At 72.4% G+C, this 26,242-nt stretch carries 26 protein-coding genes; 19 read left to right on the forward strand and 7 right to left on the reverse strand.

All coding sequences use genetic code 11. The features are described 5' to 3' along the window. Positions 1-136 precede the first annotated feature (136 nt). A complete protein-coding gene (locus ADK60_RS29515; RefSeq protein ID WP_063783292.1) occupies positions 137-1,684 on the forward strand; it encodes an HtaA domain-containing protein in 1,548 nt (515 codons plus the stop codon). A gap of 39 nt (positions 1,685-1,723) precedes the next feature. Beyond that, positions 1,724-3,403 (forward strand): HtaA domain-containing protein, encoded by a 1,680-nt coding sequence (locus tag ADK60_RS29520; protein WP_053649944.1) that lies wholly within the window; start codon positions 1,724-1,726, stop codon positions 3,401-3,403. A gap of 56 nt (positions 3,404-3,459) precedes the next feature. On the opposite strand, the gene ADK60_RS29525 is transcribed toward ADK60_RS29520, so the two are convergent. Both ADK60_RS29525 and ADK60_RS29530 read right to left on the reverse strand, forming a co-directional pair. Beyond that, a complete protein-coding gene (locus tag ADK60_RS29525; protein ID WP_053649946.1) occupies positions 3,460-3,651 on the reverse strand; it encodes a DUF397 domain-containing protein in 192 nt (63 codons plus the stop codon). After that, complete coding sequence (locus ADK60_RS29530) at positions 3,644-4,495, reverse strand: helix-turn-helix domain-containing protein (RefSeq protein WP_079008775.1); 852 nt, start codon at positions 4,493-4,495, stop codon at positions 3,644-3,646. Before ADK60_RS29530 ends, ADK60_RS29525 begins: the two co-directional genes overlap by 8 nt. Before the next feature lie 253 nt (positions 4,496-4,748). Between ADK60_RS29530 and ADK60_RS29535 the strand changes: the two genes are divergently transcribed. The 4 genes from ADK60_RS29535 to ADK60_RS29545 all read left to right on the forward strand — a co-directional run bounded on the left by ADK60_RS29535 (position 4,749) and on the right by ADK60_RS29545 (position 6,698). Next, a complete protein-coding gene (locus ADK60_RS29535; protein WP_053649950.1) occupies positions 4,749-5,114 on the forward strand; it encodes an ATP-binding protein in 366 nt (121 codons plus the stop codon). After that, on the forward strand, positions 5,111-5,344 hold the full coding sequence (locus ADK60_RS29540; RefSeq protein WP_053649951.1) for a hypothetical protein: 234 nt from the start codon (positions 5,111-5,113) through the stop codon (positions 5,342-5,344). The genes ADK60_RS29535 and ADK60_RS29540 overlap by 4 nt, the downstream gene beginning before the upstream one ends. Then, positions 5,341-5,517: a hypothetical protein gene (locus ADK60_RS45140; protein WP_159400637.1), complete on the forward strand. Its 177-nt coding sequence runs from the start codon at positions 5,341-5,343 to the stop codon at positions 5,515-5,517. Before ADK60_RS29540 ends, ADK60_RS45140 begins: the two co-directional genes overlap by 4 nt. A gap of 242 nt (positions 5,518-5,759) precedes the next feature. Beyond that, positions 5,760-6,698, forward strand: a complete 939-nt coding sequence (locus ADK60_RS29545) for a TolB family protein (protein ID WP_053649953.1) — start codon at positions 5,760-5,762, stop codon at positions 6,696-6,698. A 39-nt stretch (positions 6,699-6,737) separates the two neighbouring features. On the opposite strand, the gene ADK60_RS29550 is transcribed toward ADK60_RS29545, so the two are convergent. The 3 genes from ADK60_RS29550 to ADK60_RS29560 form a co-directional block, all read right to left on the reverse strand. Continuing rightward, complete coding sequence (locus ADK60_RS29550) at positions 6,738-7,325, reverse strand: hypothetical protein (protein ID WP_053649960.1); 588 nt, start codon at positions 7,323-7,325, stop codon at positions 6,738-6,740. A 130-nt stretch (positions 7,326-7,455) separates the two neighbouring features. Then, positions 7,456-8,130, reverse strand: a complete 675-nt coding sequence (locus ADK60_RS29555) for a biliverdin-producing heme oxygenase (RefSeq protein WP_053649962.1) — start codon at positions 8,128-8,130, stop codon at positions 7,456-7,458. A 223-nt stretch (positions 8,131-8,353) separates the two neighbouring features. Next, complete coding sequence (locus ADK60_RS29560) at positions 8,354-8,845, reverse strand: inorganic diphosphatase (RefSeq protein WP_030397564.1); 492 nt, start codon at positions 8,843-8,845, stop codon at positions 8,354-8,356. A gap of 77 nt (positions 8,846-8,922) precedes the next feature. On the opposite strand from ADK60_RS29560, the gene dacB reads away from it, so the two are divergent. The 6 genes from dacB (at position 8,923) to folE (ending at position 16,934) form a co-directional block, all read left to right on the forward strand. Then, positions 8,923-10,641: a D-alanyl-D-alanine carboxypeptidase/D-alanyl-D-alanine endopeptidase gene (gene dacB / locus ADK60_RS29565; RefSeq protein WP_159400638.1), complete on the forward strand. Its 1,719-nt coding sequence runs from the start codon at positions 8,923-8,925 to the stop codon at positions 10,639-10,641. A gap of 82 nt (positions 10,642-10,723) precedes the next feature. After that, complete coding sequence (locus tag ADK60_RS29570; protein WP_045939004.1) at positions 10,724-11,902, forward strand: Rv3626c family coenzyme F420 biosynthesis-associated protein; 1,179 nt, start codon at positions 10,724-10,726, stop codon at positions 11,900-11,902. A 267-nt stretch (positions 11,903-12,169) separates the two neighbouring features. Continuing rightward, complete coding sequence (gene tilS, locus ADK60_RS29575) at positions 12,170-13,309, forward strand: tRNA lysidine(34) synthetase TilS (protein ID WP_045939005.1); 1,140 nt, start codon at positions 12,170-12,172, stop codon at positions 13,307-13,309. 70 nt (positions 13,310-13,379) lie between these two features. Beyond that, positions 13,380-13,934, forward strand: a complete 555-nt coding sequence (hpt, locus tag ADK60_RS29580; protein ID WP_030059589.1) for a hypoxanthine phosphoribosyltransferase — start codon at positions 13,380-13,382, stop codon at positions 13,932-13,934. A 230-nt stretch (positions 13,935-14,164) separates the two neighbouring features. After that, positions 14,165-16,216: an ATP-dependent zinc metalloprotease FtsH gene (gene ftsH, locus ADK60_RS29585; protein ID WP_045939006.1), complete on the forward strand. Its 2,052-nt coding sequence runs from the start codon at positions 14,165-14,167 to the stop codon at positions 16,214-16,216. Between the two features lie 112 nt (positions 16,217-16,328). Further along, positions 16,329-16,934: a GTP cyclohydrolase I FolE gene (gene folE, locus ADK60_RS29590; RefSeq protein WP_045939007.1), complete on the forward strand. Its 606-nt coding sequence runs from the start codon at positions 16,329-16,331 to the stop codon at positions 16,932-16,934. Positions 16,935-16,974: 40 nt separating this feature from the next. On the opposite strand, the gene ADK60_RS29595 is transcribed toward folE, so the two are convergent. Both ADK60_RS29595 and ADK60_RS29600 read right to left on the reverse strand, forming a co-directional pair. Next, entirely contained in the window at positions 16,975-17,763 is a 789-nt protein-coding gene (locus ADK60_RS29595; protein ID WP_053649966.1) for a ferritin-like domain-containing protein, read from the reverse strand. A gap of 129 nt (positions 17,764-17,892) precedes the next feature. Beyond that, entirely contained in the window at positions 17,893-19,047 is a 1,155-nt protein-coding gene (locus ADK60_RS29600) for an alpha/beta hydrolase (RefSeq protein WP_045939023.1), read from the reverse strand. Positions 19,048-19,425: 378 nt separating this feature from the next. Between ADK60_RS29600 and ADK60_RS29605 the strand changes: the two genes are divergently transcribed. The 7 genes from ADK60_RS29605 (at position 19,426) to ADK60_RS29635 (ending at position 26,212) form a co-directional block, all read left to right on the forward strand. Continuing rightward, positions 19,426-21,264 (forward strand): phosphatidylglycerol lysyltransferase domain-containing protein, encoded by a 1,839-nt coding sequence (locus tag ADK60_RS29605; RefSeq protein WP_078896322.1) that lies wholly within the window; start codon positions 19,426-19,428, stop codon positions 21,262-21,264. 155 nt (positions 21,265-21,419) lie between these two features. Then, positions 21,420-22,292 carry a dihydropteroate synthase gene (gene folP / locus ADK60_RS29610; protein WP_045939009.1) on the forward strand — a complete coding sequence of 291 codons (873 nt, stop codon included), beginning with the start codon at positions 21,420-21,422 and terminating at the stop codon, positions 22,290-22,292. A 24-nt stretch (positions 22,293-22,316) separates the two neighbouring features. Further along, positions 22,317-22,817, forward strand: a complete 501-nt coding sequence (locus tag ADK60_RS29615) for a nuclear transport factor 2 family protein (RefSeq protein ID WP_078896323.1) — start codon at positions 22,317-22,319, stop codon at positions 22,815-22,817. A 257-nt stretch (positions 22,818-23,074) separates the two neighbouring features. Beyond that, the gene (gene folB, locus ADK60_RS29620) at positions 23,075-23,434 is read left to right on the forward strand and encodes a dihydroneopterin aldolase (RefSeq protein ID WP_045939025.1); all 360 of its coding nucleotides are present in this window, start codon (positions 23,075-23,077) and stop codon (positions 23,432-23,434) included. A gap of 61 nt (positions 23,435-23,495) precedes the next feature. Beyond that, positions 23,496-24,095: a 2-amino-4-hydroxy-6-hydroxymethyldihydropteridine diphosphokinase gene (gene folK, locus ADK60_RS29625; protein ID WP_045939011.1), complete on the forward strand. Its 600-nt coding sequence runs from the start codon at positions 23,496-23,498 to the stop codon at positions 24,093-24,095. A gap of 219 nt (positions 24,096-24,314) precedes the next feature. Beyond that, positions 24,315-24,809: a DUF3180 domain-containing protein gene (locus ADK60_RS29630; RefSeq protein ID WP_045939012.1), complete on the forward strand. Its 495-nt coding sequence runs from the start codon at positions 24,315-24,317 to the stop codon at positions 24,807-24,809. 122 nt (positions 24,810-24,931) lie between these two features. Beyond that, complete coding sequence (locus ADK60_RS29635) at positions 24,932-26,212, forward strand: hypothetical protein (RefSeq protein WP_159400639.1); 1,281 nt, start codon at positions 24,932-24,934, stop codon at positions 26,210-26,212. Positions 26,213-26,242 lie beyond the last annotated feature (30 nt).

Raw genomic sequence — 26,242 nt, forward strand, 5'->3', positions numbered from 1 at the left:
TGGGGGTGCGGTGGCGGCCGACGGGGCTCTTGACTCATATATTAGGTTAGCCTTACCTAAAGCCCGCAAGGGGGTCTGTGCTGCGCCGACCCCGATTTCCACCTGCCCTTCCCCGTCGCGCCGAGGAGTGATCCGCGTGCCTCTGCCCCATCGGCTCCGCCGCACGGCCGCCGCCCTGGTGACCGCCCTGGCGGCCCTGCTGACCGTTGTGGTCCTCCCCGGCCAGGCGGTGGCGGCCGAGGGCAAGGTGTCCGGCGGGCGGCTGGACTGGGGGATCAAGCAGTCCTTCCTGACCTACGTCACCGGCCCCATCGCCAAGGGCAGTTGGGCGCTCACCGGCGGAGCGGCCACGGTGTCGGGCAGCGGCTTCCGGTTCCACTCGGCCACCGGTTCGTACGACCCGGCGAACGGCGCGCTGACGGCCGCGTTCTCGGGCGGGGTCCGGTTCACCGGGCACCAGGAGAACGGCGCGAACGCGCTCGACCTGAGCATCGGCCGGCTCACCTTCCGGGCCGCCGCGGGCGGCACGGCCGGGCTGTACGCGGACGTCAGCAGCAAGTCCCGGGAGACCGGGCAGGTCAGCAACGCGAGCCAGGCCAAGCTGGCCGAGCTCTCGCTGGCCGGTGTCGACCTGCGCGGCGCGGCCGGGACCCTGACGCTCGGCAACGTCCCGGCGACCCTGACCGAGGCGGGGGCCAAGGCCTTCGGCGGCTTCTACACCGCCGGGACGGCCCTCGACCCGGTCAGCCTCTCGGTCAACCTTCCGGCAGCGCAGCCCACTTCGACGCCGTCGGCGGCTGCTTCCCCGTCCGCTGCTTCCCCGTCCGCCACGACGCCGTCCGCCCCGGCCCCGGCGGTGCCCGCGCCGAGCACGACCGCTCCGGCCGCGCCGACCAGTCCGGCCGCCACCCCGCCGGCCGCCCCCGCCACCGAGTTCGCCAACGGCGCGCTCGACTGGGGCGTGCGCCGGACCTTCCGCGACTACGTCACCGGCACCATCGCCCAGGGCCGCTGGGAGACCTCCGGCGGCGCGGCCGACGGCGGCGCGTTCTACCGCTGGACGCCCGCAAAGGGCAGCTACGACCCGGCCACCGGCGCGCTCACCGCCGCCTTCACCGGCAGCGTCCGCTTCACCGGGCTGAAGAGCGGCGACAGTTACGGCCTGGACCTCACCCTGGCCAACACCGCCGTCACCGTGGCCGACGGCAAGGGCGTGCTGCGCGCCGACGTCTCCGGCCGCACCCCGGACGGTGCCACCCAGCAGCTCACCGGTGTCGAGCTGGGCACCTTCGACCCGGCCGGGCTGACCACCGAGGGCGGCCTGCTCAAGGCCGTCGAACTCCCGCTCACGCTCACCGAACCGGGCGGGAAGGCCTTCGGCGGCCTCTACCCGGCGGGCACCGCGATGGACCCGCTGAGCTTCGCCGTCGCGCTCGACCCGGCGGCCGCGCTCCCGCCGCTGCCGGACCTCGGCAGCGCCCCGGCGGTCGCGCCGACCCCGTCGGCCACCACCGCTCCGCCCAGCACGCCTGCGGCGCCGGTCGCCGCGGACGCCGGTGACTCGGGCGGTGTCCCGACGGCGGCCCTGGTCGGCGGTGGCCTGCTCGCCGTCGCGCTGGCCGTGACCACCGGTCTGTTCGTGCTCCGCCGCCGTCGTCGCGCCACCCCCGCCGACGCGGCCTGAATCCCTTCCGCTTCCCCGCTCACCGAACGGAGACCCCCCATGTCCCGCAACCGCACCCGGATGGCCGCCCTGGCCGCCGTCACCGCCGGCCTCGGCCTGACCGCCTTCGGCGCCCCGGTCCTGGCCTTCGGCGCCGGAGCGCCGAGCAGTGTCACCTACGACACCGGCTCGCTGGACTGGGGGGTCAAGGCCAGCTTCCGGAGCTACGTCACCGGGCCGGTCGGCCAGGGCGCGGTGGAGCTGAGCGGCGGCGCGACCACCAACGCCGACGGCAGCTTCCACTTCGGGCTGGCGAGCGCCAGCTACGACCTGGGCGCCCACGCGCTGACCTCCGCCTTCACCGGCGGCGTGCGGTTCACCGCCCACCACGGCGCGCTGGACGTGGGTCTGAGCGACCTGAGGATCACCACCGCCGGGACGACCGGCACGCTCACCGCCGACACCGCGTCCAAGGAGGCGGTGGGCGCTCCCGAGGTCACCCGGCGCGAGGACGTCCCGCTGGTGACCTTCACGGTCGGCCGGGACACCACCAACGGCGGGCCGACGGCGGCGAAGCTGACCGAGGAGGGCGCCAAGGCCTTCGCCGGCTTCTACGCGGCCGGGTCGGACATGGACCCGCTGTCGCTGCTGCTCAAGCAGAGCCCGGCCACGCCGTCCCCGACCGCCACGCCGACGCAGACCCCCACGGCCACCGCCACGCCGACCGCCACCGGCAGCCCGACGGCGACCGCCTCGCCGACCGCCACGGCCTCGCCGACGGCCACCGCTTCCCCGACGGCCACCGCCTCGCCCACCGCGACCGGCAGCCCGACCGCGACCTCCTCGCCCACCGCCACCGGTTCGCCGAGCGCGACCAAGTCGCCCTCCGCGACCGGCAGCCCGTCCACCGCGCCGACCGCCGGTACCGGTGAACTCGCCGTCGTCAACGGCACCCTGGACTGGCAGGTCAAGGAGAGCTTCCGCAAGTACCTGCAGAGCCCGGTGGCCAACGGCAAGGTCGAGTTCGCGGGCGGTGCGGCCGACTACCGGTTCGCCGGTGCCAAGGGCGCGTACAACACCAAGACCCACGCGCTCTCGGCGGGCTTCGCCGGCTCGGTGCGCTTCCTCGGCCACCCGGGCGAGGGCGGCGGGTACCAGCTGGACACCACCTTCTCCAAGCTGGGCCTGAGCATCGACAAGGACGGCGCGTTCCTGACCGCCGACGTCAACGCCAAGTCCCTGGACGGGAAGACGAGCACGCTGTCCGGCGCCCGGATCGCCGAGCTGGACCTCTCCAAGGCGAGCCTCGCCCCGGTCAACGGTGTGGTGACGCTGAACGCCGTCCCGGCCAAGCTGACCGCCGAGGGTGTGCCGGCCTTCGCCAACTACAAGGCGGGCGAGGCGCTCGACCCGGTGACTGTGTCGCTGGCCTTCGACAAGAACGCCCAGCTGCCGACCGGCGGCTCGGCCGGTGGCGCGGGCACGACCACCGGCGGTGCGGCCGGTGGTACCGGTAGTGGTACCGGGACCGGCACGGGTACCGGTTCGGGCAGCACGGTGGGTGGTGCGTCCCTCACCACCACCGGCAGCGGCTCGTCGTCGCTCGGTGGTGGCGGCGTGCTGGCCTCGACCGGTTCCGACACCCCGGTGGTACCGCTGCTGGCGACCGCCGCCGGCCTGCTGCTGCTCGGTGGTGGGGCCACCGCCCTGGCCCGCCGCCGCGCCTCCCTCAGCGCCTGATTCTTTGGTCGGTAAATGCTGTGGCCCTCGCTCGATCCGAGCGAGGGCCACAGTGGTTATGCGTGGTGGTCGAGTTTCCCGGCCTTGATGGTGCCGAGGAGGTCGGCGAAGGCGGCCGGGTAGGTGTGGAGGACGACGTCGCCGTCGTCGGACTCCCGGAGTTCGACCAGTTCATCCGAGACCCGTACTTCGATGCACTCGTTGGACGCGCCGCTGAAGCTGGACTTCTGCCATATGGACTTACTCATGTTGGCCCCTGATGGATCGAATGAATGTGCGCGACTCGTCGTCGGACAGTGCAAGGGCGCTCAGGTGAGCAAAGGTTGCCCGGTGACTGGCCAGATCTGCTGGAGCGTCGAAGAACAGAACGCCCTGGGCTGTGTCCATTTGTAGCGTTGCGAGCTCCGGAACCGGCCCTTCGGCGAACATGATGTTCTCCCCTGCACCAGGGAAGGTGTCCATGTCGAACGGGACCACTCTCACTGAGCTGGTCCCGGCCTCGGAGTCCTTGACCAGGCTGTCGAGTTGCTCGGCAAGGACCTTCCGGCCGCCGAACTGCATTCTCAGAGCTGCTTCGTGGATGAAGGACACGTGTGCCGTTCCGCCGGATCGGAGAGCTTGCTGGCGTTGAGATCGGAACGCCGTCCTGGTGTCGATGTCGCGCTGCGGCAGCGGTGGCGAGATGCGACCGAAGACTGCAGAGGCGTAGGCGCCAGTCTGCTGAAGACCCGGAACGTATGTGGTGGCCCAGGTGTAGATCTTCAAGGCATGTGCTTCCATCTCCGCAACCTCGAGGAAGCCCGTCGGCAGCTTCCCCTGGTACCGCTCCCACCAGCCCTTCGAGCGTGGCACGGTGAAGTCGATCAGAGCTTCGATGAGCGGCTCGTTGGCACACTTGCATGCCGCTGCGATCGTGCGCAGTCGGTCTGCGTTGACGCTGGTCTTTCCGTTCTCCATCTGTGTCACCTGGGCTGCGCTTACGCCCAGCGAGTGGGCGAGTTCGCTACCTCGGAGTCCTGCCTGCTCGCGCATTCTTCGCAGTTCGGTACCCAGGCGGCGCTGGCGAAGCGTGGGGTTCAGACGGCCCGGCATGGCGTCCTCTCGATGTCCTGTGCTCACAGTGTGCCGTGAAGCTTGAGGGCGAGGCCATCTGTCCCCCGGGAGGGGGAATCTCTCAGAGAACTACCTAAAATTAAGTCGATGTGCCGTATGGTCTACCTCACAGGGATCGGACGGATCGTCAGCAACTGTCCGCCTGTGAGGTGTTGGGTGCACTATGCCTGTTTGGCACCATTGATGCCTCTTCTCTTTCTCCTCCCCCCTGCCTCTCCCACGGAGGTCTGTCATGCGTGCCCTCAACCCGCCCGACTGCTCCCTCGCCCGTGCCGAACTCCGGGCCGCCCTCCTCTCGGCCGGCTGGCCGCCGGACGTCATCGACGATGCCGAACTCGCCTTTCACGAGCTGTACATCAATGCCTGGCAGCACGGGGGCTGCCAGGCGCCCTCCGTCCTCGTCTGCCTCCGGCCCGCCGTGCTCCGGGTCTCCGTGTGCGACGACCGCCCGGACCTGCCCTCCCCCTCCCTCCCCGCCGACCTCTACTCCCTCTCGGGGCGCGGGCTCCACCTCGTGCGCGCCCTCACCCACCGCTTCGGCGTCGACCCCGCCAAAACCGGCAAGGTCGCCTGGTTCGAGCTGGATGCCGCCGCGTGAACACCCCCCTCGAACCGCACGACCCCTACCTCCGCACCTACACCGAGCCCGAAGTGACGTCCCTCCTCCGCGAACTCCACGAGCGGGGCCGGCCCTTCGGCATCCGCTGGGGTTCGGCCGCCGTCAACGGCACCACCGTCGACGGCCGCCTCCTCGTCGACTTCGGCGACACCTCCGTCGCCACCCTCCTCAACCTCCTCACGCTCCTCCGCGAGGCGGCCCGGGCATGACCACCTTCCTCGTCGGTGCGGCCTTCGCCGCCCTCCTCGCCCTCGCCGTCGCCACCGTGATCACCGGCGTCGTCACCGCACTCAGGATCGGCCCGCCCCCGCCGCCGATCACCTGCCGCGGGTGCCGGGCGCCCCACGCCCCCGTGGACGGCGCCTCCGACAAAGCCCGATGAACGCCTCGGAGCAGGAAGTCGGCCGCTCCGACCTCCTGCTCCGTCGCATTTGTGCAGATCGTGTGACGCTGTTTCACATCCGTGACGGTTGGCGCACAGATCAGCGAAGGACGGCTGACAGGCTTCTCTCATCGCACAGAGCAGCGAGGGGCCGAACAAGCGGACGACAGTCCGCCGGGGACGGTGGACACGGCTCTGGTGCGGAATCCGAGCATCACGTCGTTCCAGGGGGACAACCGATCATGAGCAAGGCCCTTTCGTTCCGCAAGTCCTCGTCCCGCGCCGCGAAGTTCGCCGCCGTCGCCGCCCTGACGCTCGGCCTCGTGGCCACCGTCAGCCCGGCCGCCCAGGCCGCCTCGCTCGGTGCCGCGGGTGCGAAGGGGCTGAAGCACAACGTGCTGACCGTCAGCAACGGCACCCGGTACGTGCAGATCGACGGCAAGACGGTCGACTTCCGCACCGTCGTGCGTGACCTCTCCTGGTCCCCGGACGGCAACAAGGCCGTCTTCATCGACGGTTCGGGCAACCTCGTCATCTCCGACGCGGACGGCGGCAACCGGGTCACCGTGGCCAAGAACCCCGGCGGCCAGAACTGGAACCACCCCACCTGGCAGACGATCCCGGGCTACGCGGAGGCGGAGCTTCCGGTCCGGAACAACATCGTCTTCGTCGCGAGGAAGAACGGCGTCTCCCGGCTGGAGACCATTTCCGCCACCGCGGTCCAGGGTCAGCCGACCGAGAAGTCCGTTTCGGGCGGCGTCGACGCTCCTGTCCTGCCGGAGACGGGCAACATCTGGCCGAACGCGAGCAGCAAGGCGGGCACCGCCGTCTACGCCAACCCCGGCACCGGCACCGTCTACATCCACGACGACTACCTGCGTTCGCAGAGCGACGTGCTGACCAAGGGCTCCCAGCCCGCGCTCTCGCCCGACGGCGAGGACGTCGTCTTCGTCCGCTCGGTGCAGGGCCACGACCACCTCTTCGTGCAGGGCGTGCACGACAAGGTCGTCAAGGACCTCACGCCCAAGGCCACCACCGACTACACCCAGCCGACCTTCTCGCCGGACGGCAAGACCATCGCGGCCCGGACGCCCAAGGGCATCGTCACCCTCCCGGTCAGCGGTGCCGCCAAGCCCACCGTGGTCACCAGCCGGGTCGGCCTGCCGGCCTACCGCGGCTGACGCCGCCGAGTACGAGCACCGTTGGACCGCCCGGCCGGGTCAGCTACCGGCCAGGCGGTCCAACTCCGTTCTCAGGTCCGCGAGATGCTCGTCCGCATTGTCATGGGGCAGGAACTCCACCACGTCGATGAAGCGGAACAGCACCCGGGTGTCGGTGATCCCGTACTCGTAGTCGGCGAAGCCCACCACGGCGCCCGTCGTACCCCGCACCGCGCCCCGGACGACATGTCCGGTCATCTCGTCGGGCTGCTCGGCCGACTGCCTGCGCCGCGCGTTGGGCCGGGCCAGGTACGGGCAGACCATTGAGGCGTAGAGCATGCACGCGCGGTGGCCGGGGCCCTCCAGGGTCGGGGAGAGATTGCGGTAGGGCCGCCCGGCCGCCAGTGCCTCGGCGATCGCGGCGCTCTCCGTCTTGCCGACCACCCGCCACACGGGCCCCTTGGGCATCAGCCGGTTGCAGACCGAACAGAGCCGCCCGCGCGCGCAGTCGGCGCTGCGGCCGTAGTCCGTCAGCGCGAACTGGGGTTGGTCGCCCTCCCACGGCGTGATCGCCGGAACGGGGTAGCCGCGCACATCGCGGGGCCTGGCATCGATGGACGGCGGTATCGGGACGTTGTCAAAGCGCACGCCCCATCAGTACCAGGAACCGGCCCGGCCGCACAGCGCCGGAGTCCCCGGGAGAACCCGGCGAAACGCCTCGGAGCAGGGAGTCGGACCGGCCGACTTCCTGCTCCGAGACGTTCGATGTTCCAGCTGCTCAGGCGCTCAGCGGGTACCGGGTGTCCAGGTCCTGGAAGAGCGCGCCGTTCAGCCGGAAGGCGCGCTTGCACTCCTCGACCACCCGGCGGCGCTCGACCTCGTCCAGTGCCAGCCCGGCGGCGTCCAGCTTGGCCCGGTAGTCGCGCTTGAACGCGGCCGGGTTCTCCACCTGCTCGAAGACGTAGAACCGCACGCCGTCACCCTTGCGCTCGAAGCCCCAGGTCTTCTCGGCGATGCCGCGGATGATCTGACCGCCCGAGAGGTCGCCGAGGTAGCGGGTGTAGTGGTGCGCTATCCAGCCGGCCGGCCACTCGCGGGCCAGCTCCTCCAGCCGGGCGACGTACGCGGCGGTGGCCGGCAGCGGGGCGAGGCCCTCGCGCCAGTCCGGCCCCCGCAGGTGGGCGAGGTCGCGCTCGATGGCGGCGGTGCGCAGGATCGTGCTGTCCACGAACGGCCCGGCCACCGGGTGCTCCGCCAGCTCCCCGGCCCGCTCCTCCAGGGCGCGGTAGACGAACCAGAGCTGGCCGGTGAGGTCGGCGTAGGCCTCGATCCCGAGGTGCCCGCCGAGCAGGTGGCTCATGAACGAGGACTGCTCGGCGGCCTCGTGCTCGGCGCTGCTCGCGGTGCGCAGCACGGTGGAGAACGGGACGACGGGCTGCTCGGGCGTGGACATGCGGGCCTCCAGTGGTCGAGTACGTCCCCGATTGCTTTGGTTAGCCTAACCTAATCCGTTGTCATGCCGACAGGGTGTCGGGAACCCATCCTCGCCCGGCCCCGGGAACGGCGAAGGCCGGGGCCCGCGGAAGTACTCCGCGAACCCCGGCCTTCGACTGCCTCGCCTACCTCGAAGCGCCCGGGCGGACGGACCGCCGGACGAACGAGACGGGCAGGACGGCTCAGTGGCCGCCCTGCTCCGCCAGGCGCTTGATCGACGCGGTGACCTCGGCCTCGGCCTCGGCGCGGCCGACCCAGTTGGCACCCTCGACGGACTTGCCGGGCTCCAGGTCCTTGTAGACCTCGAAGAAGTGCTGGATCTCCAGACGGTCGAACTCCGACACGTGGTGGATGTCCTGCAGGTGCTCCCAGCGCGGGTCCGTCGCCGGGACGCAGAGCAGCTTGTCGTCGCCGCCGGCCTCGTCGGTCATCTTGAACATGCCGATGACACGGCACTTGATCAGGCAACCGGGGAAGGTCGGCTCGTCCAGGATGACCAGGGCGTCCAGCGGGTCACCGTCGTCCGCCAGGGTGCCCTCGACGTAGCCGTAGTCGGCCGGGTAGCGGGTCGAGGTGAAGAGCATCCGGTCGAGCCGAAGGCGACCGGTCTCGTGGTCGACCTCGTACTTGTTACGAGAGCCCTTAGGGATTTCGATAAGGACGTCGAACTCCAACGGTTCCTCCAAGGTAGGGACTGACAGAATCCAAGTGTCTCCTACGGGAGTGAGTGCTCAGGAAAGGGGCCGGGTCGGTGCGAGCAGGGGCTGGGTCGGGGCGCCGGCGCGGGGGGACGGCCGCAGGGCTGTTCGGGGCGTCGTTGCTGGTCGCCGCGACGGTGCTGGGGGCGGGAGGCGCGTCCGCGCTGCCGTCCGCGCCGCCGTCCGGATCGGCCTCGCCGGGCGGCCCGGGGGTCGGCGGCACCCGGGGCGACCAGGACGAGGGCAACGGCAGGAGGGGCGACGAGGAGAACCGGGACGACAAGGGCGACAAGGGGGACCGGAACGAGGAGCCGGGTCGACCCGGGAGCTCGGGCAGCACCTCCGCCCGCCCCGGTACCACCCCGCCGTCCACTGCCCCGTCCACCCCGCCCGCCTCCGCGCCCGCCTCCGCATCGACCTCGCCGTCCGCCTCGGCCTCGGCCTCCGCGTCCACCTCCGCCTCCGTCAAGCCCTCCGCCGTCGCCCGGCCGGCCCCGGCCGGTGCCGTGCTGGCCGCCGCCGAGGCCGGTCCGGGCGCCGGACTGCCCACCGCGCAGGGCCTCCAGCAGGCGCTCGCCACCGTGCTCACCGACCAGAACCTCGGCACCGTCGGCCTCGCCGTCGCGGACGCCGCAGACGGCCAACTCCTTTACGGCAAGGGGGAGAACACGGCCGCCACCCCCGCCTCCACCACCAAGCTGGCCACCTCGGTCGCGGCCCTCTCGCTGATCCCGGCGGACACCCGGCTGGCCACCCGGGTCGTCAAGAACGCGGCGACGGGCGGGATCACCCTCGTGGGTGGTGGTGACCCGACGCTGACCGCGCTCCCCGCCGACCAGGTGCAGGTCGCCGGCGTCCCCGCGGACCCGGACACCGCCCCCGCCTCGCTGGACGCGCTTGCCCGGCAGACCGCCGCCGCGCTGAAGGCCGCCGGTACCACCACCGTCGTGCTCGACTACGACGTCTCGCTCTACACCGGCCCCCTGCTGCACAAGAACCACGACGGCGAGAACATCGCCGCGGTGACGCCGCTGATGGTGGACGAGGGCAAGGTCGACCCGAAGAGCCTCGCCGACGCCCCCGCCCGGGTCACCGACCCGGCCGGCGCGGCCGCCGAGTCCTTCGCCAACCTGCTCAAGGCCCAGGGCGTCACCGTCCAGGGCAAGGCGAAGGCCGCCGCCGCCCCGGCCGCCGCCGACGCCCCCGTGCTCGGCCGGGTGGACTCGCCCACCATGGCCCGGCTGGTCGAGCGGATGCTGACCACCTCCGACAACACCCTCGCCGAGGCGATCGCCCGCCAGGCCGCGATCGCGGCCCACCAGCCGGCCGCCTTCGAGGGCGCCGCCGCCGCCGTCACCCAGGAACTCACCCGGCTCGGCGTGCCGATGACCGGCGTGCTGCTCAACGACGGCAGCGGTCTGCACCCCGGCAACGCGATCCCGCCGGCGGTCCTGGTCAAGCTGCTCGCCCTGGCCGCCTCGGCGCAGCACCCGACGTTGCGTCCGGTGCTGACGGGCCTGCCGATCGCCGGCTTCACCGGCACCCTCGGCAAGCGCTTCGGCGCCGGCTCCGGGGCGGCCGACGCGGCCGGCCTGGTCCGGGCCAAGACCGGCAGCCTCAGCGGCGTCAACACCCTGGCGGGCACCGTGGTGGACGCCGACGGGCGGCAGCTCGCCTTCGCCCTGATGACCCGGACCGGCGCCCCCGTCGACACCGCCCGCGCCGCGATGGACCGGGTGGTGGCCAGGCTGGCGGCCTGCGGCTGCCGCTGAGCGGCCACGGGTCGGCCACCGGGCCGCCATTGACCGGCCGTTCCGGCTCCCCCAGGCGCACGGGAGCACGTACGGTGATGGCATGACGAGCGCGAGCGGCGGGGCCGACATGGTCGACTGGAATCTCGCGGTCGCGACCGCGACCAGGCTGGTGCGGCCGGGGCCGGAGGTGAGCCGGGCCGAGGCGGCCGCGGTGGTCGCCGAGCTGCGCCGGCACGCCCTGGCGGCGGAGGAGCACGTCCGGGAGTTCACCGGTATGCGCTCCAGCAGCCTGGCCGAGGCCGCCGCGACCCCGGTGCTGATCGTGGACCGGCCCGGCTGGGTGCGGGCCAATGTGGCGGGCTTCCGCACCATCGTCCAGCCGCTGGTGGAGAAGCTCCAGGCGCGCCGGACGGGCGGTTCGGCCTCCGCCGTGCTCGGCACGGTGGGGGAGAAGGCCACCGGCATCGAGGTCGGCGCGCTGCTGGCCTTCCTCTCCACCAAGGTGCTCGGCCAGTACGAGACCTTCGCCCCGGCCGAACCCTCGCTGGAGGCGCCGGACAGCCCGGCCGCGCTGTTCGACAAGCCCCGGCTGGGCCCCGAGGGCCCAGGCCCGGGCCGGCTGCTGCTGGTGGCGCCCAACATCGTCCACGTCGAGCGGGAGCTGGACGTCGACCCGGCCGACTTCCGGCTCTGGGTCTGCCTGCACGAGGAGACCCACCGCACCCAGTTCACCGCGGTGCCCTGGCTGCGCGACCACATCCAGTCCGAGGTGCAGTCCTTCCTGGCCGAGACGGACGTCGACCCCGGTGCGCTGGTGGAGCGGCTGCGGGACGCGGCCGGCTCGCTCGGCGCCGGCCTGCCCGGCCTCGGCGGCCGCGGCGGCGACGCCCCGTCGGCCGGCCTGCTGGAGATCGTCCAGTCGCCGGCCCAGCGGGAGATCCTCGGCCGGCTGACCGCCGTGATGTCCCTGCTGGAGGGGCACGCGGACGTGGTGATGGACGGCGTGGGCCCGGCCGTGGTGCCGAGCGTCGCCGAGATCCGGGAGAAGTTCCAGCAACGCCGGGACCGCGGCGCCAACCGGCTGGACCTGGTGCTGCGCCGACTGCTCGGGATGGACGCCAAGCTCCGCCAGTACCAGGACGGCGCGGTCTTCGTCCGGGGCGTGGTCGAGCGGGTCGGCATGGAGGGCTTCAACCGGGTCTGGACCTCGCCGAACACCCTTCCGACCAAGGACGAGATCCACGACCCCGCCGCCTGGGTCGCCCGGGTGGCCCGCTGACGGCCCGCCGACGGCCCGGTCCGGGCGGGACCGGGGGCGGTCGGATCCGTTCGCACGAGTGGTCCAGTCGTGCACATGGCGGGTGAAGATACGTTTCTTCATTCACCCGAACGTGGGACGGTGGTCGTACCGGTGGCGCGGGTGGCGTAGCGGGTGCCTCCTTTCTGCCACCATCTGTGAGCGCCCGGTAACACGGTGCTCATGGATGCGCGGTCCCCGCCGCGCCCACCGCAGTCCTGTCCCCCCTCCGTCGAGGAGTCGTCCGCCGTGGGCCCACACCCCGCTGTAGCCGCGATACGCCTGGCCGTACGCCGCACCCTCGCCGACCTCGCAGCCGAGGCCGGCTCCACCTTCACCGCGCCCGCCCGCGAGCCGCGCGAGCGCGTCCCCGGCGTGCCGGTCGCCGCCGCCGCGCTGCCGGCCGCCGTCGGCACCACGCTGATCGGCAACGCCCACCGCCACCCGTCCGGGCTGCCCCGTACCCCCGCCGCGCCCGGCTCGCCGCTGGTCCTGGTCGCCGTCAGCGGCGGCGCGGACTCCATGGCGCTCGCCATCGCCGCCGCCTTCGAGGCCCCCAAGATCGGTCTGCGGGTCGGCGCCGTCACCGTCGACCACGGCCTCCAGTCGGGCTCCGCCGAGCGGGCCGACCAGGTCGCCGACCGGCTGCGCGAGCTCGGCCTCGACCCGGTCGAGGCGATCGCCGTCCGGGTCGGCCGCGAGGGCGGCCCCGAGGCCGCCGCCAGGGACGCCAGGTACGCCGCCCTGGACGCGGCCGCCGAGCGGCACCGCGCGGTCGCCGTCCTGCTCGGCCACACCCGCGACGACCAGGCCGAGACCGTCCTGCTGGGCCTGGCCCGGGGGTCCGGCGCCCGCTCGCTGGCCGGTATGCCGGCCCAGAAGGGCCGCTACCGCCGCCCGCTGCTGGAACTCGACCGGGCCGCCACCCGGCAGGCCTGCTCCGCCCAGGCGATCCAGGTCTGGGACGACCCGCACAACTGCGACCCGGCCTACACCCGCTCCCGGGTCCGCCACGAGGTGCTGCCGGTGCTGGAGAAGCACCTGGGCGGCGGCGTGGTCGAGGCCCTCGCCCGCACCGCCCGGCTGTTCCGCGACGACGCCGACGCGCTCGACCAGTGGGCCGCGCTGGCCGAGCGCGACATCCGGACGGGCGAAGGCACCCTGGACGCCGGGAAACTGTCCGAGCTGCCCCCCGCCGTGCGCCGCCGGGTGCTGCGCCGGGCCGCGCTGCGGGCGGGCTGTCCGGCCGGGGACCTCTTCGCCCGGCACCTGGAGACGATCGACCTGCTGGTCACCGGATGGCGGGGTCAGGGACCCCTGCACCTACCCGGGGGCGTCGAAGCCACCCGGCGGTGTGGCACGCTGGTCTTTCGGCGACAGGGCGACTGACGGGCGGGCATGCCCGGGGGAGCCGGCCGCCGGCCATCCAGACCCCGACACGTTTGAGGACGTATCCCCGGTGGACCAGAACGACATGGGCGCTGACCTCGCGAAGGTGCTCATCAGCAAGGACGAGATCGACGCGAAGCTCCTGGAGCTGGCCGAGCGCATCGACCGGGACTACGCAGGCAAGGACCTGCTGATCGTCGGCGTCCTCAAGGGGGCCGTGATGGTCATGGCCGACCTGGCCCGCGCCCTGCACTCGCAGGTGACCATGGACTGGATGGCGGTCTCCTCCTACGGGATGGGCACCAAGTCCTCCGGTGTGGTGCGGATCCTGAAGGACCTGGACACCGACATCGCCGGCCGTGACGTGCTGATCGTCGAGGACATCATCGACTCCGGTCTGACGCTGTCCTGGCTGCTCGGCAACCTGGGCTCGCGCGGCCCGGCCTCGCTCGAGGTCTGCACCCTGCTGCGCAAGCCCGACGCGGCCAAGGTCGAGATCGACGTCAAGTACGTCGGCTTCGACATCCCCAATGAGTTCGTGGTCGGCTACGGTCTCGACTACGCGGAGAAGCTGCGCAACCTCCCCTTCATCGGCACCCTCGCCCCGCACGTCTACGGCGGCTGAGAACCCGTTCGGACGACGGGCGGGAACAGGATCCTGTTCCCGCCCGTTGGATCGGGGGACCATAGAAGAACGTCGTATCGCCGTGCTCCCGCCACGTGGGGGGCGTACTGCGGTACGGTCCAATAAAACCGCTCTTCACATGAGCACTGACTGACCGAATGCGCCGGTGGCCCACAGCCCCGCGGCGCCGTTGAGTGGCAGGAGGGACGGGGCGGCAACGCCCCGCATGGATGGACGTTAAGCGATACTTCCGTGCGCCGATCATGTGGATCGTGCTGGCCGTCCTCGCCGTCATCGTGCTGATGCAGGTCGTTTCGGATTCGAACGGCTACAAGACGGTGGACACCGGGCAGGTCGTCGCAGCGATCGACGCGAAGCAGGTCAAGTCGGCGCAGATCACCACGGGTGACTCGAACACGATCAAGATTCAGCTGAAGGACGGCGCGAAGCTGCCTGCCGTGGGCACCGGCAAGCCGCAGTCCGGCAGCAAGTTCCAGGCCTCCTACATCGGGGACCAGGGCGTCGGCATCGCCGACAAGCTGCAGGCCCAGATCAACGACAACGACCAGAGCACGCTGACCGAGGGCTACACCATCAGCCCCGAGAAGCAGAGCACCCTCGTCAGCCTGCTGCTGTCGATGCTGCCGATCGTGATCATCGTGCTGGTCTTCCTCTTCCTGATGAACCAGATGCAGGGCGGCGGCTCGCGCGTCATGCAGTTCGGCAAGTCCAAGGCGAAGCTGCTCACCAAGGACACCCCGAAGACCACCTTCTCCGACGTCGCAGGCGCGGACGAGGCGGTCGAGGAGCTCCACGAGATCAAGGAGTTCCTCCAGGAGCCGGCCAAGTTCCAGGCCGTCGGCGCCAAGATCCCCAAGGGTGTGCTGCTCTACGGCCCGCCCGGGACCGGCAAGACCCTGCTGGCGCGTGCCGTCGCGGGCGAGGCCGGGGTGCCGTTCTACTCGATCTCGGGTTCCGACTTCGTCGAGATGTTCGTCGGTGTCGGCGCCAGCCGCGTCCGCGACCTCTTCGAGCAGGCCAAGGCGAACGCCCCGGCGATCGTCTTCGTCGACGAGATCGACGCCGTCGGCCGGCACCGCGGTGCGGGCCTCGGCGGCGGCCACGACGAGCGCGAGCAGACCCTCAACCAGCTGCTGGTCGAGATGGACGGCTTCGACGTCAAGGGCGGCGTCATCCTGATCGCCGCCACCAACCGCCCGGACATCCTGGACCCGGCGCTGCTGCGTCCGGGCCGCTTCGACCGTCAGATCGCGGTCGAGCGTCCCGACCTCCAGGGCCGTCTGGACATCCTCAAGGTGCACCAGAAGGGCAAGCCGATCGCGCCCGACGTCGACCTCTCGGCCGTCGCCAAGCGCACCCCCGGCTTCACCGGTGCCGATCTGTCGAACGTCCTGAACGAGGCGGCGCTGCTGACCGCCCGCTCGGACAAGAAGCTGATCGACAACAACATCCTGGACGAGGCCATCGACCGCGTCGTGGCGGGTCCGCAGAAGCGCACGCGGATCATGTCCGACCGGGAGAAGAAGATCACCGCGTACCACGAGGGCGGTCACGCCCTGGTCGCGGCGGCCTGCCAGTACAGCGACCCGGTGCACAAGATCACCATCCTGTCCCGCGGCCGGGCCCTCGGCTACACCATGGTGCTGCCGGAGGAGGACAAGTACTCCACCACCCGCAACGAGATGCTCGACCAGCTGGCCTACATGCTGGGCGGGCGCGCGGCGGAGGAGCTGGTCTTCCACGACCCGACCACCGGTGCCTCCAACGACATCGAGAAGGCCACCGCCACCGCGCGGGCCATGGTCACCCAGTACGGCATGACCGAGCGCCTCGGTGCCATCAAGTTCGGCAGCGACAACTCGGAGCCGTTCCTGGGCCGTGAGATGGGCCACCAGCGCGACTACTCGGAAGAGGTCGCCGGGCTGGTCGACGAAGAGGTCAAGAAGCTCATCGAGAGCGCGCACAACGAGGCCTGGGAGATCCTGGTCGAGAACCGCGACGTGCTCGACAACCTGGTCCTGGAGCTCCTCGAGAAGGAGACCCTCAACAAGGAGCAGATCGCCGAGATCTTCGCGCCGATCGTCAAGCGCCCGACCCGTCCGGCCTGGACCGGCTCCGCCCGTCGGACGCCGTCCACCCGCCCGCCGGTCCAGTCGCCCAAGGAGCTGGCGCTCACCAACGGCGCCTCCGCCACCGAGGCCGCTCCGGCCGACGTGGTCAAGCTTCCGCAGCTGCCGGTCGAGCCGCCCGCGGAGGGCTGACGAACCTCCGGCAGCCGCCGGAATGGATGCCGCGTCACCGGGGTTTGTACCCTGGAGGCGCGGCATCCGTGCTGTTCAACCCCGTGTTCGCCAACGAGTTAGCGAGGCCCGCATGATCGACCCGGTGACGCTCGACGGTCCGCCCACCGTCGGCACGTTCGACCAGAAGCGGGCCGAGAACGCGATCCGTGAACTCCTGCTCGCGGTCGGTGAGGACCCGGACCGCGAGGGCCTGCTGGAAACCCCCGCCCGGGTGGCGCGGGCCTACAAGGAGATATTCGCGGGCCTCTGGCAGGAGCCCGAGGACGTCCTGACCACCACCTTCGACCTCGGTCACGACGAGATGGTGCTGGTCAAGGACATCGAGCTGACCTCCGTCTGCGAGCACCACCTGGTGCCGTTCCGGGGTGTCGCGCACGTCGGGTACATCCCGTCCCCCAGCGGCAAGATCACCGGCCTGTCCAAGCTGGCCCGGCTGGTCGACGTCTACGCCCGCCGGCCGCAGGTGCAGGAGCGGCTCACCAGCCAGGTCGCCGACGCGCTGATGCGGATCCTGGAGCCGCGCGGCGCGATCGTGGTCGTGGAGTGCGAGCACATGTGCATGTCGATGCGGGGCATCCGCAAGCCCGGCGCCAAGACCATCACCTCCTGCGTGCGCGGGCAGCTGCGCGACCCGGCCTCCCGGGCCGAGGCGATGAGCCTCATCATCGGGCGCTGACCGGGTCGCGACAGCCTCGCACGGGCGGCCGGGGGGCCGCTCAGAGCGGCTCGGGCCCGGTGTGCGGCGGAGCCGGGGTGCCCAGCGCGTTGCGCCGGGCGGGCATCCGCAGCCGCACCATCCGCCGCCAGCCGTACAGCAGGTCGTAGAGGTAGAGCGCGTGCAGGCCGGCCGTGACCACGGCCAGCTGCCAGCGCGGCCAGGCGAGGATCCGCGCCATCCGGGACGTCACCGCGAGCCCGACGTCCCGGTGGGTGCGGATCTCGCCCCGGGCGCAGGTCTCCAGGACGTGCCGGATGTACGGCCCGTGGCCCTCCGCGGACAGCCGCAGCAGCTCCTCGTGGCAGTAGGCGAGGTGGTTGTCCTCGTCCGCCGAGATCATCCGCATCGCCCGGCCGAGGTCGGGGTTGTCCCCGTACACCTTGACCAGCTGGCGCATCTGCTCGGCCGCCCGCTGCTCGGTCACCCGGCTGTGCGCCAGATAGGTGATGATCTCGCGATCGGTCAGCGGGATGTCGGTGGTGAGCCGCTCGTGGGCGAGACCGACGCCCTGCCGCTCCAGCAGCATGCAGTAGTCGGCCTCGGCGGGGACGTCGACCTTCGGCAGGCCGCGCTTGTGCAGCAGCTGGGTGAAGATCCGGCCGTGCTTGCGCTCGTCGGCGCCGTGCCGGGCGATCTTCGGGGCGAGGACCGGGTCACGGGTGAGTTCGGTGATCCGCTCGTTCTCCCAGCCGCCCTGGTCCTCGCCGCCGGCGGCGATGCTGCAGAACAACTGGTAGGCCTCGTCGTTCCGGTAGATCGCCTCGAAGAGCGATCGGGTGCTGAGCATGGGGCCTCCTGCCCGGATCAGGGACCGCCCCGGCCGTCGGCCGGCCGGGGCGGTCGCGATACGTCCCCCGCGGCGGCCCGTGCTGCGCCCGACCCGCCGGTAATCACCCAGGTGTCCTAGCGGCACGCCCTAGCCGAGGTGGTGGCCCACCCATTCCAGTGTGGCCGGCAGCTCGCGGATCCAGCTTTCGAAGTTGTGGCCGCCGTCGTCCAGGTACATCGACTCCACCTGGAACTGCGGATTGCCGGCGGCCACCTGCTGGGCCAGCTCGACGAACTGGACCGTCTGCGGGTAGTCGGCCTCCTTGCGGGTGGAGACCACCAGCATCGACAGCGGCGGGGCGGGCAGGTTCTGCAGCCGCCAGGTGAGGTCGCTCTGCTCGGTCAGCGTCCGGTCCCCGCCGAACAGGCTGCCGCCGGTGAACTGGTCCTCGACGACCTTGACGTCGCCGTGCAGTCCGGCCGTGACGCCGAACACGTTCGGGAAGCGCATCGCCAGCCGGAACGCGCAGCTGCCCCCGGTCGAGTAGCCGAAGACGGCCCAGGAGGCGGGGGAGCGGCCGATCCGGTAGGCGGAGTGCAGCGCCTCGGGGACGTCCTTGGTGAACCAGGTCTCGGTGCGGGGCCCGCCGGCGACGTCCACGCACTCGGTGTTCCGCGGCGGGTTGAGGGTCGGGCGGGACAGCACCACGATGGTCGGCTGCATCTTGCCGGCCCGCTGGAGCTCCACCGCCTGCTGGACGACCGGCAGCTCCTTCATCAGATTGACCGTGATACCCGGGTAGCCGGCGATCGCCAGCATCACCGGGAACCGGGTGAGGGCGAGCTTGGGGTCGAAGTACTCCGGCGGCAGGTAGACGAACATCTGGTCGGACAGTCCGGTCTCCTTGCCGGTGATCCGGACCGACTCGACCCTGCCGACCTCCTCGGGCGGCCCCTTGGGCAGGTCCCCGACCGTCTCCAGGCCGCCCTCGTTGGTCGGCTGGACCAGCGCGTCGCCGACCGGCGCACCACCCTTGTGGTTCTCGTTGCTGGTGAGGGCGAGCTTGGTGCCGCCGGAGCCGAGTAGGTCGTCCCAGGAGGTGTAGAACCCGAAAGAGTTGTTGACGCTGAGCGCCAGCACCGACACCAGCACGACCTGAGTCACCGTCAACAGGCCGACCCGGCCGAGCACCGGGAGTGGGCGCTGCCTGGCCAGCCGCGGCCACAGCCACAGGGTGATCACGAGCGCGGCCGAACCCAGGGCAAGCAGCGAGTTCATCAGCGCGTCGCTGGTCAGTTCCATGCTGTCGGCCTTCCGGTGGGACACTGACAGTGCAGGTTTCATCGTCTGGCGGTGCGTCAGCCCGGGCCACCGCGGCTAGGCTGTCCGGACGCCGGGGCGGGACCGGGATCCCGGTGGCGCTCGCGCGCAACCGACGCCCTAAAATGCGGCGTCCACCGTACGTAGCACGTACGCGGGGGCTCGTCGCGCCACGCGGTGAGGGGCCCCCGGCACCCACCCCTCGGCTCAATTCGCAGCGCCCCCGGGGCGCCGGTTTACCCTTCGTTGCCGGTTCCTTGGTGTGCGTCTTGCCAGATGAAGGAAAACGCATGAAGGTCCATCACGGCTCCCGCCCGGGAGTGACCGGACACCCCGCGACAGCCTCTACGCTGAACCCCCATGAGCGTTCCCGTGTCCGTTGAGCCGAGCCCCGAGCAGCCGCAGCGCCGTCGCGGCCTGCAGACGCTTCGTACCCAAGCGGCCGCCGTTCCGAGGGCCTGGCTCCCGGGTGCGGTCGGCTACGCCTGTCTGCTGATCGGACTGGTCGACATCGCCAGTGCGGTGTTCCCCAAGCTCCGGCACACCAAGGTGCACACCTTCGCCGGGCAGCTGCCGGGCGGCACCACGACGCTGGCCGCGGCCGGCACCCTGATGATCGGCCTGCTCCTGGTGCTGCTCGCGCACGCGCTGCGCCGGCGCAAGCGGCGCGCCTGGCGGGTGGTGTGCGTGCTGCTGCCGGTGGGCGCGGCGCTGCACCTGCTGCGCTGGCACCAGCTCGGCCCGGCGGTCATCTCACTGGTGCTGTTCGTGGTCATGCTGGTCCACCGGCGCGAGTTCTACGCCAAGGCCGACCCCCGCACCCGCTGGCGCGCGGTGGTCAACCTGGTCGTCCTGGGCGCCGTGAGCGTGCTGATCGGCCTGCTGATCGTCAGTACCCGGACCAAGTACGAGCTGGGGCACCCGGGCCTGGACCAGCGGCTGGAGCACGTCCTCTACGGGCTGTTCGGCTTCGAGGGGCCGGTGCACTACAACTCGGACCGGATGGAGGACCTGGTCGGGTACCTGCTCGGCGCGATGGGTCTGATCACCGCCTTCACCACCACCTACCTCGCCCTGCGGCCGGAGAAGCCGAAGCCGGAGCTGACCGCCGAGGACGAGGAGCGGGTCCGGGCCCTGCTGGAGCGGCACGGCGAGCGGGACTCGCTCGGCTACTTCGCGCTGCGCCGGGACAAGAGCGTGCTGTTCTCGCCCACCGGCAAGGCGGCGATCTCCTACCGGGTGGTGTCCGGCGTGATGCTGGCCTCCGGCGACCCGGTCGGTGACGTCGAGGCCTGGCCGGGCGCGATCAAGGTGTTCATGGCCGAGGCCCGCGAGCACGCCTGGGTGCCGGCCGTGATGGGCTGCAGCGAGGTCGGCGGCGAGGTCTGGACCCGGGAGGCGGGGCTGGACGCGCTGGAGCTGGGTGACGAGGCGATCGTCGACACGGCCTCCTTCTCGCTCGCCGGGCGGGCCATGCGCAACGTCCGTCAGATGGTCAAGCGGATCGAGCGCAACGGCTACTCCTGCCAGGTCCGCCGGGTCTCCGAGCTCGGCTGGGAGGAGCGGCAGCGGATCGCCGACGCGGCGGCCCGCTGGCGCGGCACCGACACCGAGCGCGGCTTCTCGATGGCGCTCGGACGGTTCGGCGAGCCGGGCGACGACGCCTGCGTGGTGGTCACCGCCCACAAGGCGCCGGAGGAGGGCGAGAGCGGCGACGACCTCAAGGCGGTGCTGCACTTCGTGCCCTGGGGCGAGGACGGCATCTCGCTGGAGCTGATGCGCCGTGACCGGGCGGCCGACCCGGGCCTGAACGAGCTGCTGATCGTCGCCGCGCTCCAGGCCGTCCCGGCGATGGGGGTGCGCCGGGTGTCGCTGAACTTCGCGATGTTCCGTTCGGCGCTCGCGCGCGGCGAGCGGATCGGCGCGGGACCGGTGCTGCGCGCCTGGCGCGGGCTGCTGGTGTTCCTGTCGCGCTGGTTCCAGATCGAGTCGCTGTACAAGTTCAACGCGAAGTTCCAGCCGGAGTGGGAGCCGCGCTTCCTGGTCTTCCCGAACACCAGGGACCTGCCCAGGATCGGCTTCGCGGCGATGCAGGCGGAGGCCTTCATCACCCTCGGCATGCCGCGCTTCGGCCGCAAGCCGCGGCGCCAGGGGCTGCTGCCGGCCGGGGCCAGGCCGGAGGTCACCGAGGCCGCCTGAGCCGGGCGCACGGCCGCCGGCCCCCGTCGAGGACGCTCCTCGGCGGGGGCCGGCCCGCTGTCCGGGACAGGGGCGGCCCGGGCCCGGGGCGGGTGCGGTCCGGGCCGGGGGGCGGGCGCCGGGTGGCCCGGTCCTGGCCACCGGATAATGGGGGCATGAGCAATTCGGTGCCCTACTCGTTGCCCTCCGGACTGCCGCGGCTGGACCGCTGCGCGGTCATGGGCGTGGTCAACGTGACCCCCGACTCCTTCTCGGACGGCGGCCTGTGGCACGACCCCGCCAAGGCGATCGCCCACGGCCTCGCGCTGCGCGCCAGGGGCGCCGACCTGGTCGACGTCGGCGGCGAGTCCACCCGGCCGGGGTCGCAGCGGGTGCCGGAGGAGGAGGAGCTGCGCCGGGTCGTCCCGGTGGTGCGGGAGCTGGCCGCCGCCGGGGTCGCGGTCTCCGTCGACACCATGCGGGCCTCGGTGGCCGAGCGGGCGGTGGAGGCCGGCGCGCTGCTCGTCAACGACGTCTCCGGGGGGCTGGCCGACCCCGCGATGGCCCGGGTGGTGGCCGCGACCGGCGTGCCCTTCGTGGTGATGCACTGGCGCGGGCAGTCCGCCGACATGGACCGGCTGGCCGTCTACGACGACGTGGTCGCCGACGTGGTCGGCGAGCTCACCGCCCGGGTGGACGCGCTGGTCGCCGACGGGGTCGACGAGCGGCAGCTGATCCTCGACCCGGGGCTCGGCTTCGCGAAGACCGCCGAGCACAACTGGGCGCTGCTCGGCCGGCTCGACGCCCTCACCGCGCTCCGTCGTCCCGTCCTGGTGGCCGCATCGCGCAAGCGGTTCCTGGGTACGCTGCTGGCCGACCCGGAAACCGGGGAACTGCGCCCGGCCCGGGAGCGCGACGACGCCACCGCCGCGGTGTCGGTGCTGTCGGCGGAGGCCGGGGCCTGGGCGGTGCGGGTGCACGACGTGTCCGGGACGGCGGATGCCGTCCGCGTGGTCGCGGCCTGGCAGCGCGCGGCCCGGCAGGGGTGAGCGTTCGGCGAAGACGGGAGGGTCATGGCAGGTGACGGCAGGTTGAGCGGGGAGACAGCGGGCCGACGGTCCACCGAGGCGGACCGCGAGGCGGCCCTGGAGGCCAACCGCGCGCTCTACGAGGCACTGGAGAACGGCGACCAGGAGGCGGTCGAGGACGCCTGGCTGGGCGCGGGCGAGGCGGACGACAAGGGGGGCGTGGTCTGCGTCCACCCGGGGTGGCCGGTGCTGCGCGGGCGGGCCCAGGTGACCCGCTCCTACATGCTGATCATGGCGAACACCGAGTACATCCAGTTCATCCTCACCGACGAGGAGGCGGAGGTGCAGGGCGATGTGGCCCTTGTCACGTGCACCGAGAACATCCTTTCCGGCGGCGAGGCGGAGGAGGAGGGCGAGCTCGGTCCGCTGGTCGGCGGAAAGGTCGTGTCGACCAATCTCTTCCGGCGCACTCCGGCCGGGTGGAAACTGTGGTCGCACCACGGTTCACCCGTTCTGACCAGCGCCGACGAGGACGACGAGGACTGATTCCGGGATCCGGCCGGAAATCCGGGGAAAACGGCCCCGGCCGGTGGCCGGGGAATTCCCGGCAGGTCACCGAACGTTCACGTCAATCGCCAATGCGGCGTGCGTGGCGACGGTTCGTGCCGGGTAGGACGGTCGGGTGTTGTCGGCGCGCGCGGGTAGATTCAAAAAGGTCAGCGGCGGGCGCGACGCCCGTCTCCGCCCTGCCCGCCGTTCTCGTCCGGGTGGGGCCCGTCCGACTTGGAGCAGTGATTCGTTTGCTGGACCGCGTCACTCTGCGGGGCCTGCGTGCCCGCGGCCACCACGGTGTTTTCGAGCGTGAGCGGGCCGAGGGCCAGACCTTCGTGGTCGACCTGGTGCTGTTCCTGGACACCCGTCCCGCCGCCGCCGGCGACGACCTGACCCGCACGGCGCACTACGGCATCGTGGCCGAGGAGGTCACCGCGATCATCGCCGGCGAGCCGGTCGAGCTGATCGAGACCCTGGCCCAGCGGATCGCGGACCAGTGCCTGAAGCACGAGCCGGTGCAGGAGGTCGAGGTGACCGTGCACAAGCCGGACGCGCCGATCACCGTGCCGTTCGACGACGTGACCGTGACCATCCACCGGGCCCGCGGGTGATCCGTACCGCGTGTCCGGTGCCCGCCGCAGCGCGGCCCGTCTCAGCCCTAGGGGAAGTGCGATGACCACCAGTGACCCGACCGCCGCGCCGAGCACCTTCGACCTGGAGCAGCGGGTCGACTCGGCCGACACCACCCTGCACAGCCAGCGCTGCGCCGTGATCGCCCTCGGCTCCAACCTCGGCAACCGCCTGGACACCCTCCAGGGGGCCGTGGACGCCCTCGCGGACACGCCCGGGCTCAGGATCAAGGCCGTCTCCGCCGTGTACGAGACGGACGCCGTGGGCGGCCCCTCCGAGCAGCCCGCGTACTACAACGCGGTGGTCGTGCTCCGCACCACGCTGCCGCCCCGCGACCTGCTGGAGCGCGGCAACGCGATCGAGGACGCCTTCGGCCGGGTCCGCACCGTCCACTGGGGCCCGCGCACCCTGGACGTCGACATCCTGGCCTACGAGGGCGTCGTCAGCGAGGACCCGGAGCTGCTGCTGCCGCACCCGCGCTCGCACGAGCGCGCCTTCGTGCTCGCCCCGTGGCTGGACGCCCAGCCGGAGGCGGAGGTGCCCGGGCACGGGCCGGTCGGCGAGCTGCTGGCGGCCCTCGGCGGCCCGGACGCCCAGGGTGTCCGGCGCCGCGAGGACATCCGGCTGACCCTGCCGGAGTAGACCCGCGCCGCGGGCGCGGCTCCCGGGCCGGGCGGGCCGGGGAACTCGCGCGGGGCCGCCGGGCGTACCCATGGTGTCGGCACCGGTCCGGGGACCCCTCCGGGCCGGGCCCGGTACGGTGGCCTGACGCCGCCGCACCGGAGCTCCGGGGCGGGCGGTTCCGTCGTCGCCCGCCATGTGTCGCCCGTCGCCCGCCGCCCGGGAAAGGACCCCGTCCGAGTGAAGCTGCTTCGCCTCCGTCTGCTGGTCGGCATCACCGTCGTCACGACGGCGCTGTCCTGGGCCGGTGCCAAGCTCTGGGCCTCCCTGGACACGCTGCCCGCGGTGCCGGGCGCGGCACCGGTGGTGCTGGCCGCGGTGGCGGTGATCCTGCTGGCGACCGCGCTCTCGCTGCGCTCGCGGCTGAAGGCGGCGCGCGAGCGGCAGCCCGGCGCGAAGCGGGTGGACCCGCTGGGCGCGGCCCGCGCGGTGGTGCTCGGCCAGGCCAGCGCGCTGGTGTCGGCGGTGGTCACCGGGATCTACGCGGGCGCCGGGATCCAGCTGCTGGGCGAACTGGACGTGCCGGCCCGCAAGGACCAGGCGATCACCGCCGGGCTCGCGGTGCTGGCGGGCGTGGCCGTGATCGCGGCGGCGCTCTGGCTGCAGCACATCTGCCGGCTGCCGGAGAACCACGACGACCCGGGTGCGCACGGGCCTGCGGCCACCCCCCGCTGACCGGCCCCGTTCCGGTGACCTGGGGTGATTTCCCGGAGGCGTCCGGTCGATCCGGCACGGTGTCAAGGGCCGAAGCCGACCCTGGGCTGACACGGCCCCAATTCGCACGCTAGTTTCTTGGCATGTCTCGCGGACGCCATCGTCATTCCTCCGTCCTCGGCCGGGTCTTCCCCCCCACCGCCGCCGGCGTGCTCCTCGTCGCCGCGCTGGGAGCGCTGCTGTTCAGTCAGGACACCGTGCTGGTGCGCTCGGTGGGCGCCGCCGCGGTGCTCGCGACGCTCGGCTTCGCCGTGCTGCTGCGGCAGCGCGACCGGGCCGCCCGGGCGGCGGCCGAGCTCTCCGCGGCGCAGCGGCTGCGGGCCGAGGAGCGGTTCGAGGAGCAGCTCGCCGAGGCGGAGTACGCGGCCGAGGTGGCCGAGGAGCGGGCGACCAGGTTCGGGCGCCGGCTGACCGCCGAGAAGTCCCGGCTGGCGAAGGCCGAGACGGAGATCGCCCGGCTGCTCAAGGAGCGGGCCGTGATGGTCGCCGAGCAGGCGCTCAAGGAGGCCGAGGCGACCCAGCGGGCCCTGGCCGCGAGCCGCCCCAAGTACCCGGCCAGTCCGGCCGCCTTCGTCCGTGCCGGGGCCGTGCTGCGGCAGCTGGGGCGGCGGGCGGCGCAGCAGGAGGCGCAGCGGGAGCGGGAGGCCCGGCGGGAGGCGGAGCGCGCCGCAGAGCGGGAGCGTGCGGCGGGTGCGGAGGTCGCGCTGCGGGCCCGTACGGCGCCCGCGACGACGTCCGCGCCGGTGCCCTCGCCGGTGCCCGAGCGGGCGCCTGGGCGAGTGGCGCCGGTGGTGCCGGCTCCGGTCGCTCCCGGGGTGCCCGCGCCCGCGACGGCGCCGTCCGCGCCGTCCGCGTCCGGTGGGGCCACGCCCGTTCCCGCCGCGCCGGCCCGGCCGGTGCTGACGGCGACCGTGGGACAGCTCGGCGGGGCGCCGGCGGCGCAGCCGGTGCGGCCGGCCGAGCGGCAGCGGCCGCGCCCGGCGGTGCCCGCGACCGCGCGGCCCCAGGGCTTCAGCTTCTTCGGCCGGGGGGCCGGTACCGGTGCCGGGGTCCGGCCGGCCGCACCGACGCCGGTGGTGGGCAGTGTCGCGGAGCTCGGCGAGCGGGCCGACCTCGCGGACGTGGTGGGGGACGAGGTGGTCGCCGCCCAGGCGCAGGCCCAGGCCCAGGCCCGGACGCAGATACCGACCCAGGTGCCGGACGCGGTGCAGGAGCCGGCGGCCTCCGTGGCCCCGGAGGCCGCCGAGGAGCGGACCCAGGTGCTGCCCCAGGTCGGCCGGCCGGCCGCCCCCGAGGTGGTCGACCTGACCCCGCACGACGAGACCGAGCAGATCGAGGTGCCGGAGCTCCGCGCCTCCCGCTGAGGCGGCGCGAGCGGTCGGTGCCGAGCGGCG

This window comes from Streptomyces sp. XY431, from assembly GCF_001279805.1.
Classification (GTDB): Bacteria; Actinomycetota; Actinomycetes; order Streptomycetales; family Streptomycetaceae; genus Kitasatospora; species Kitasatospora purpeofusca.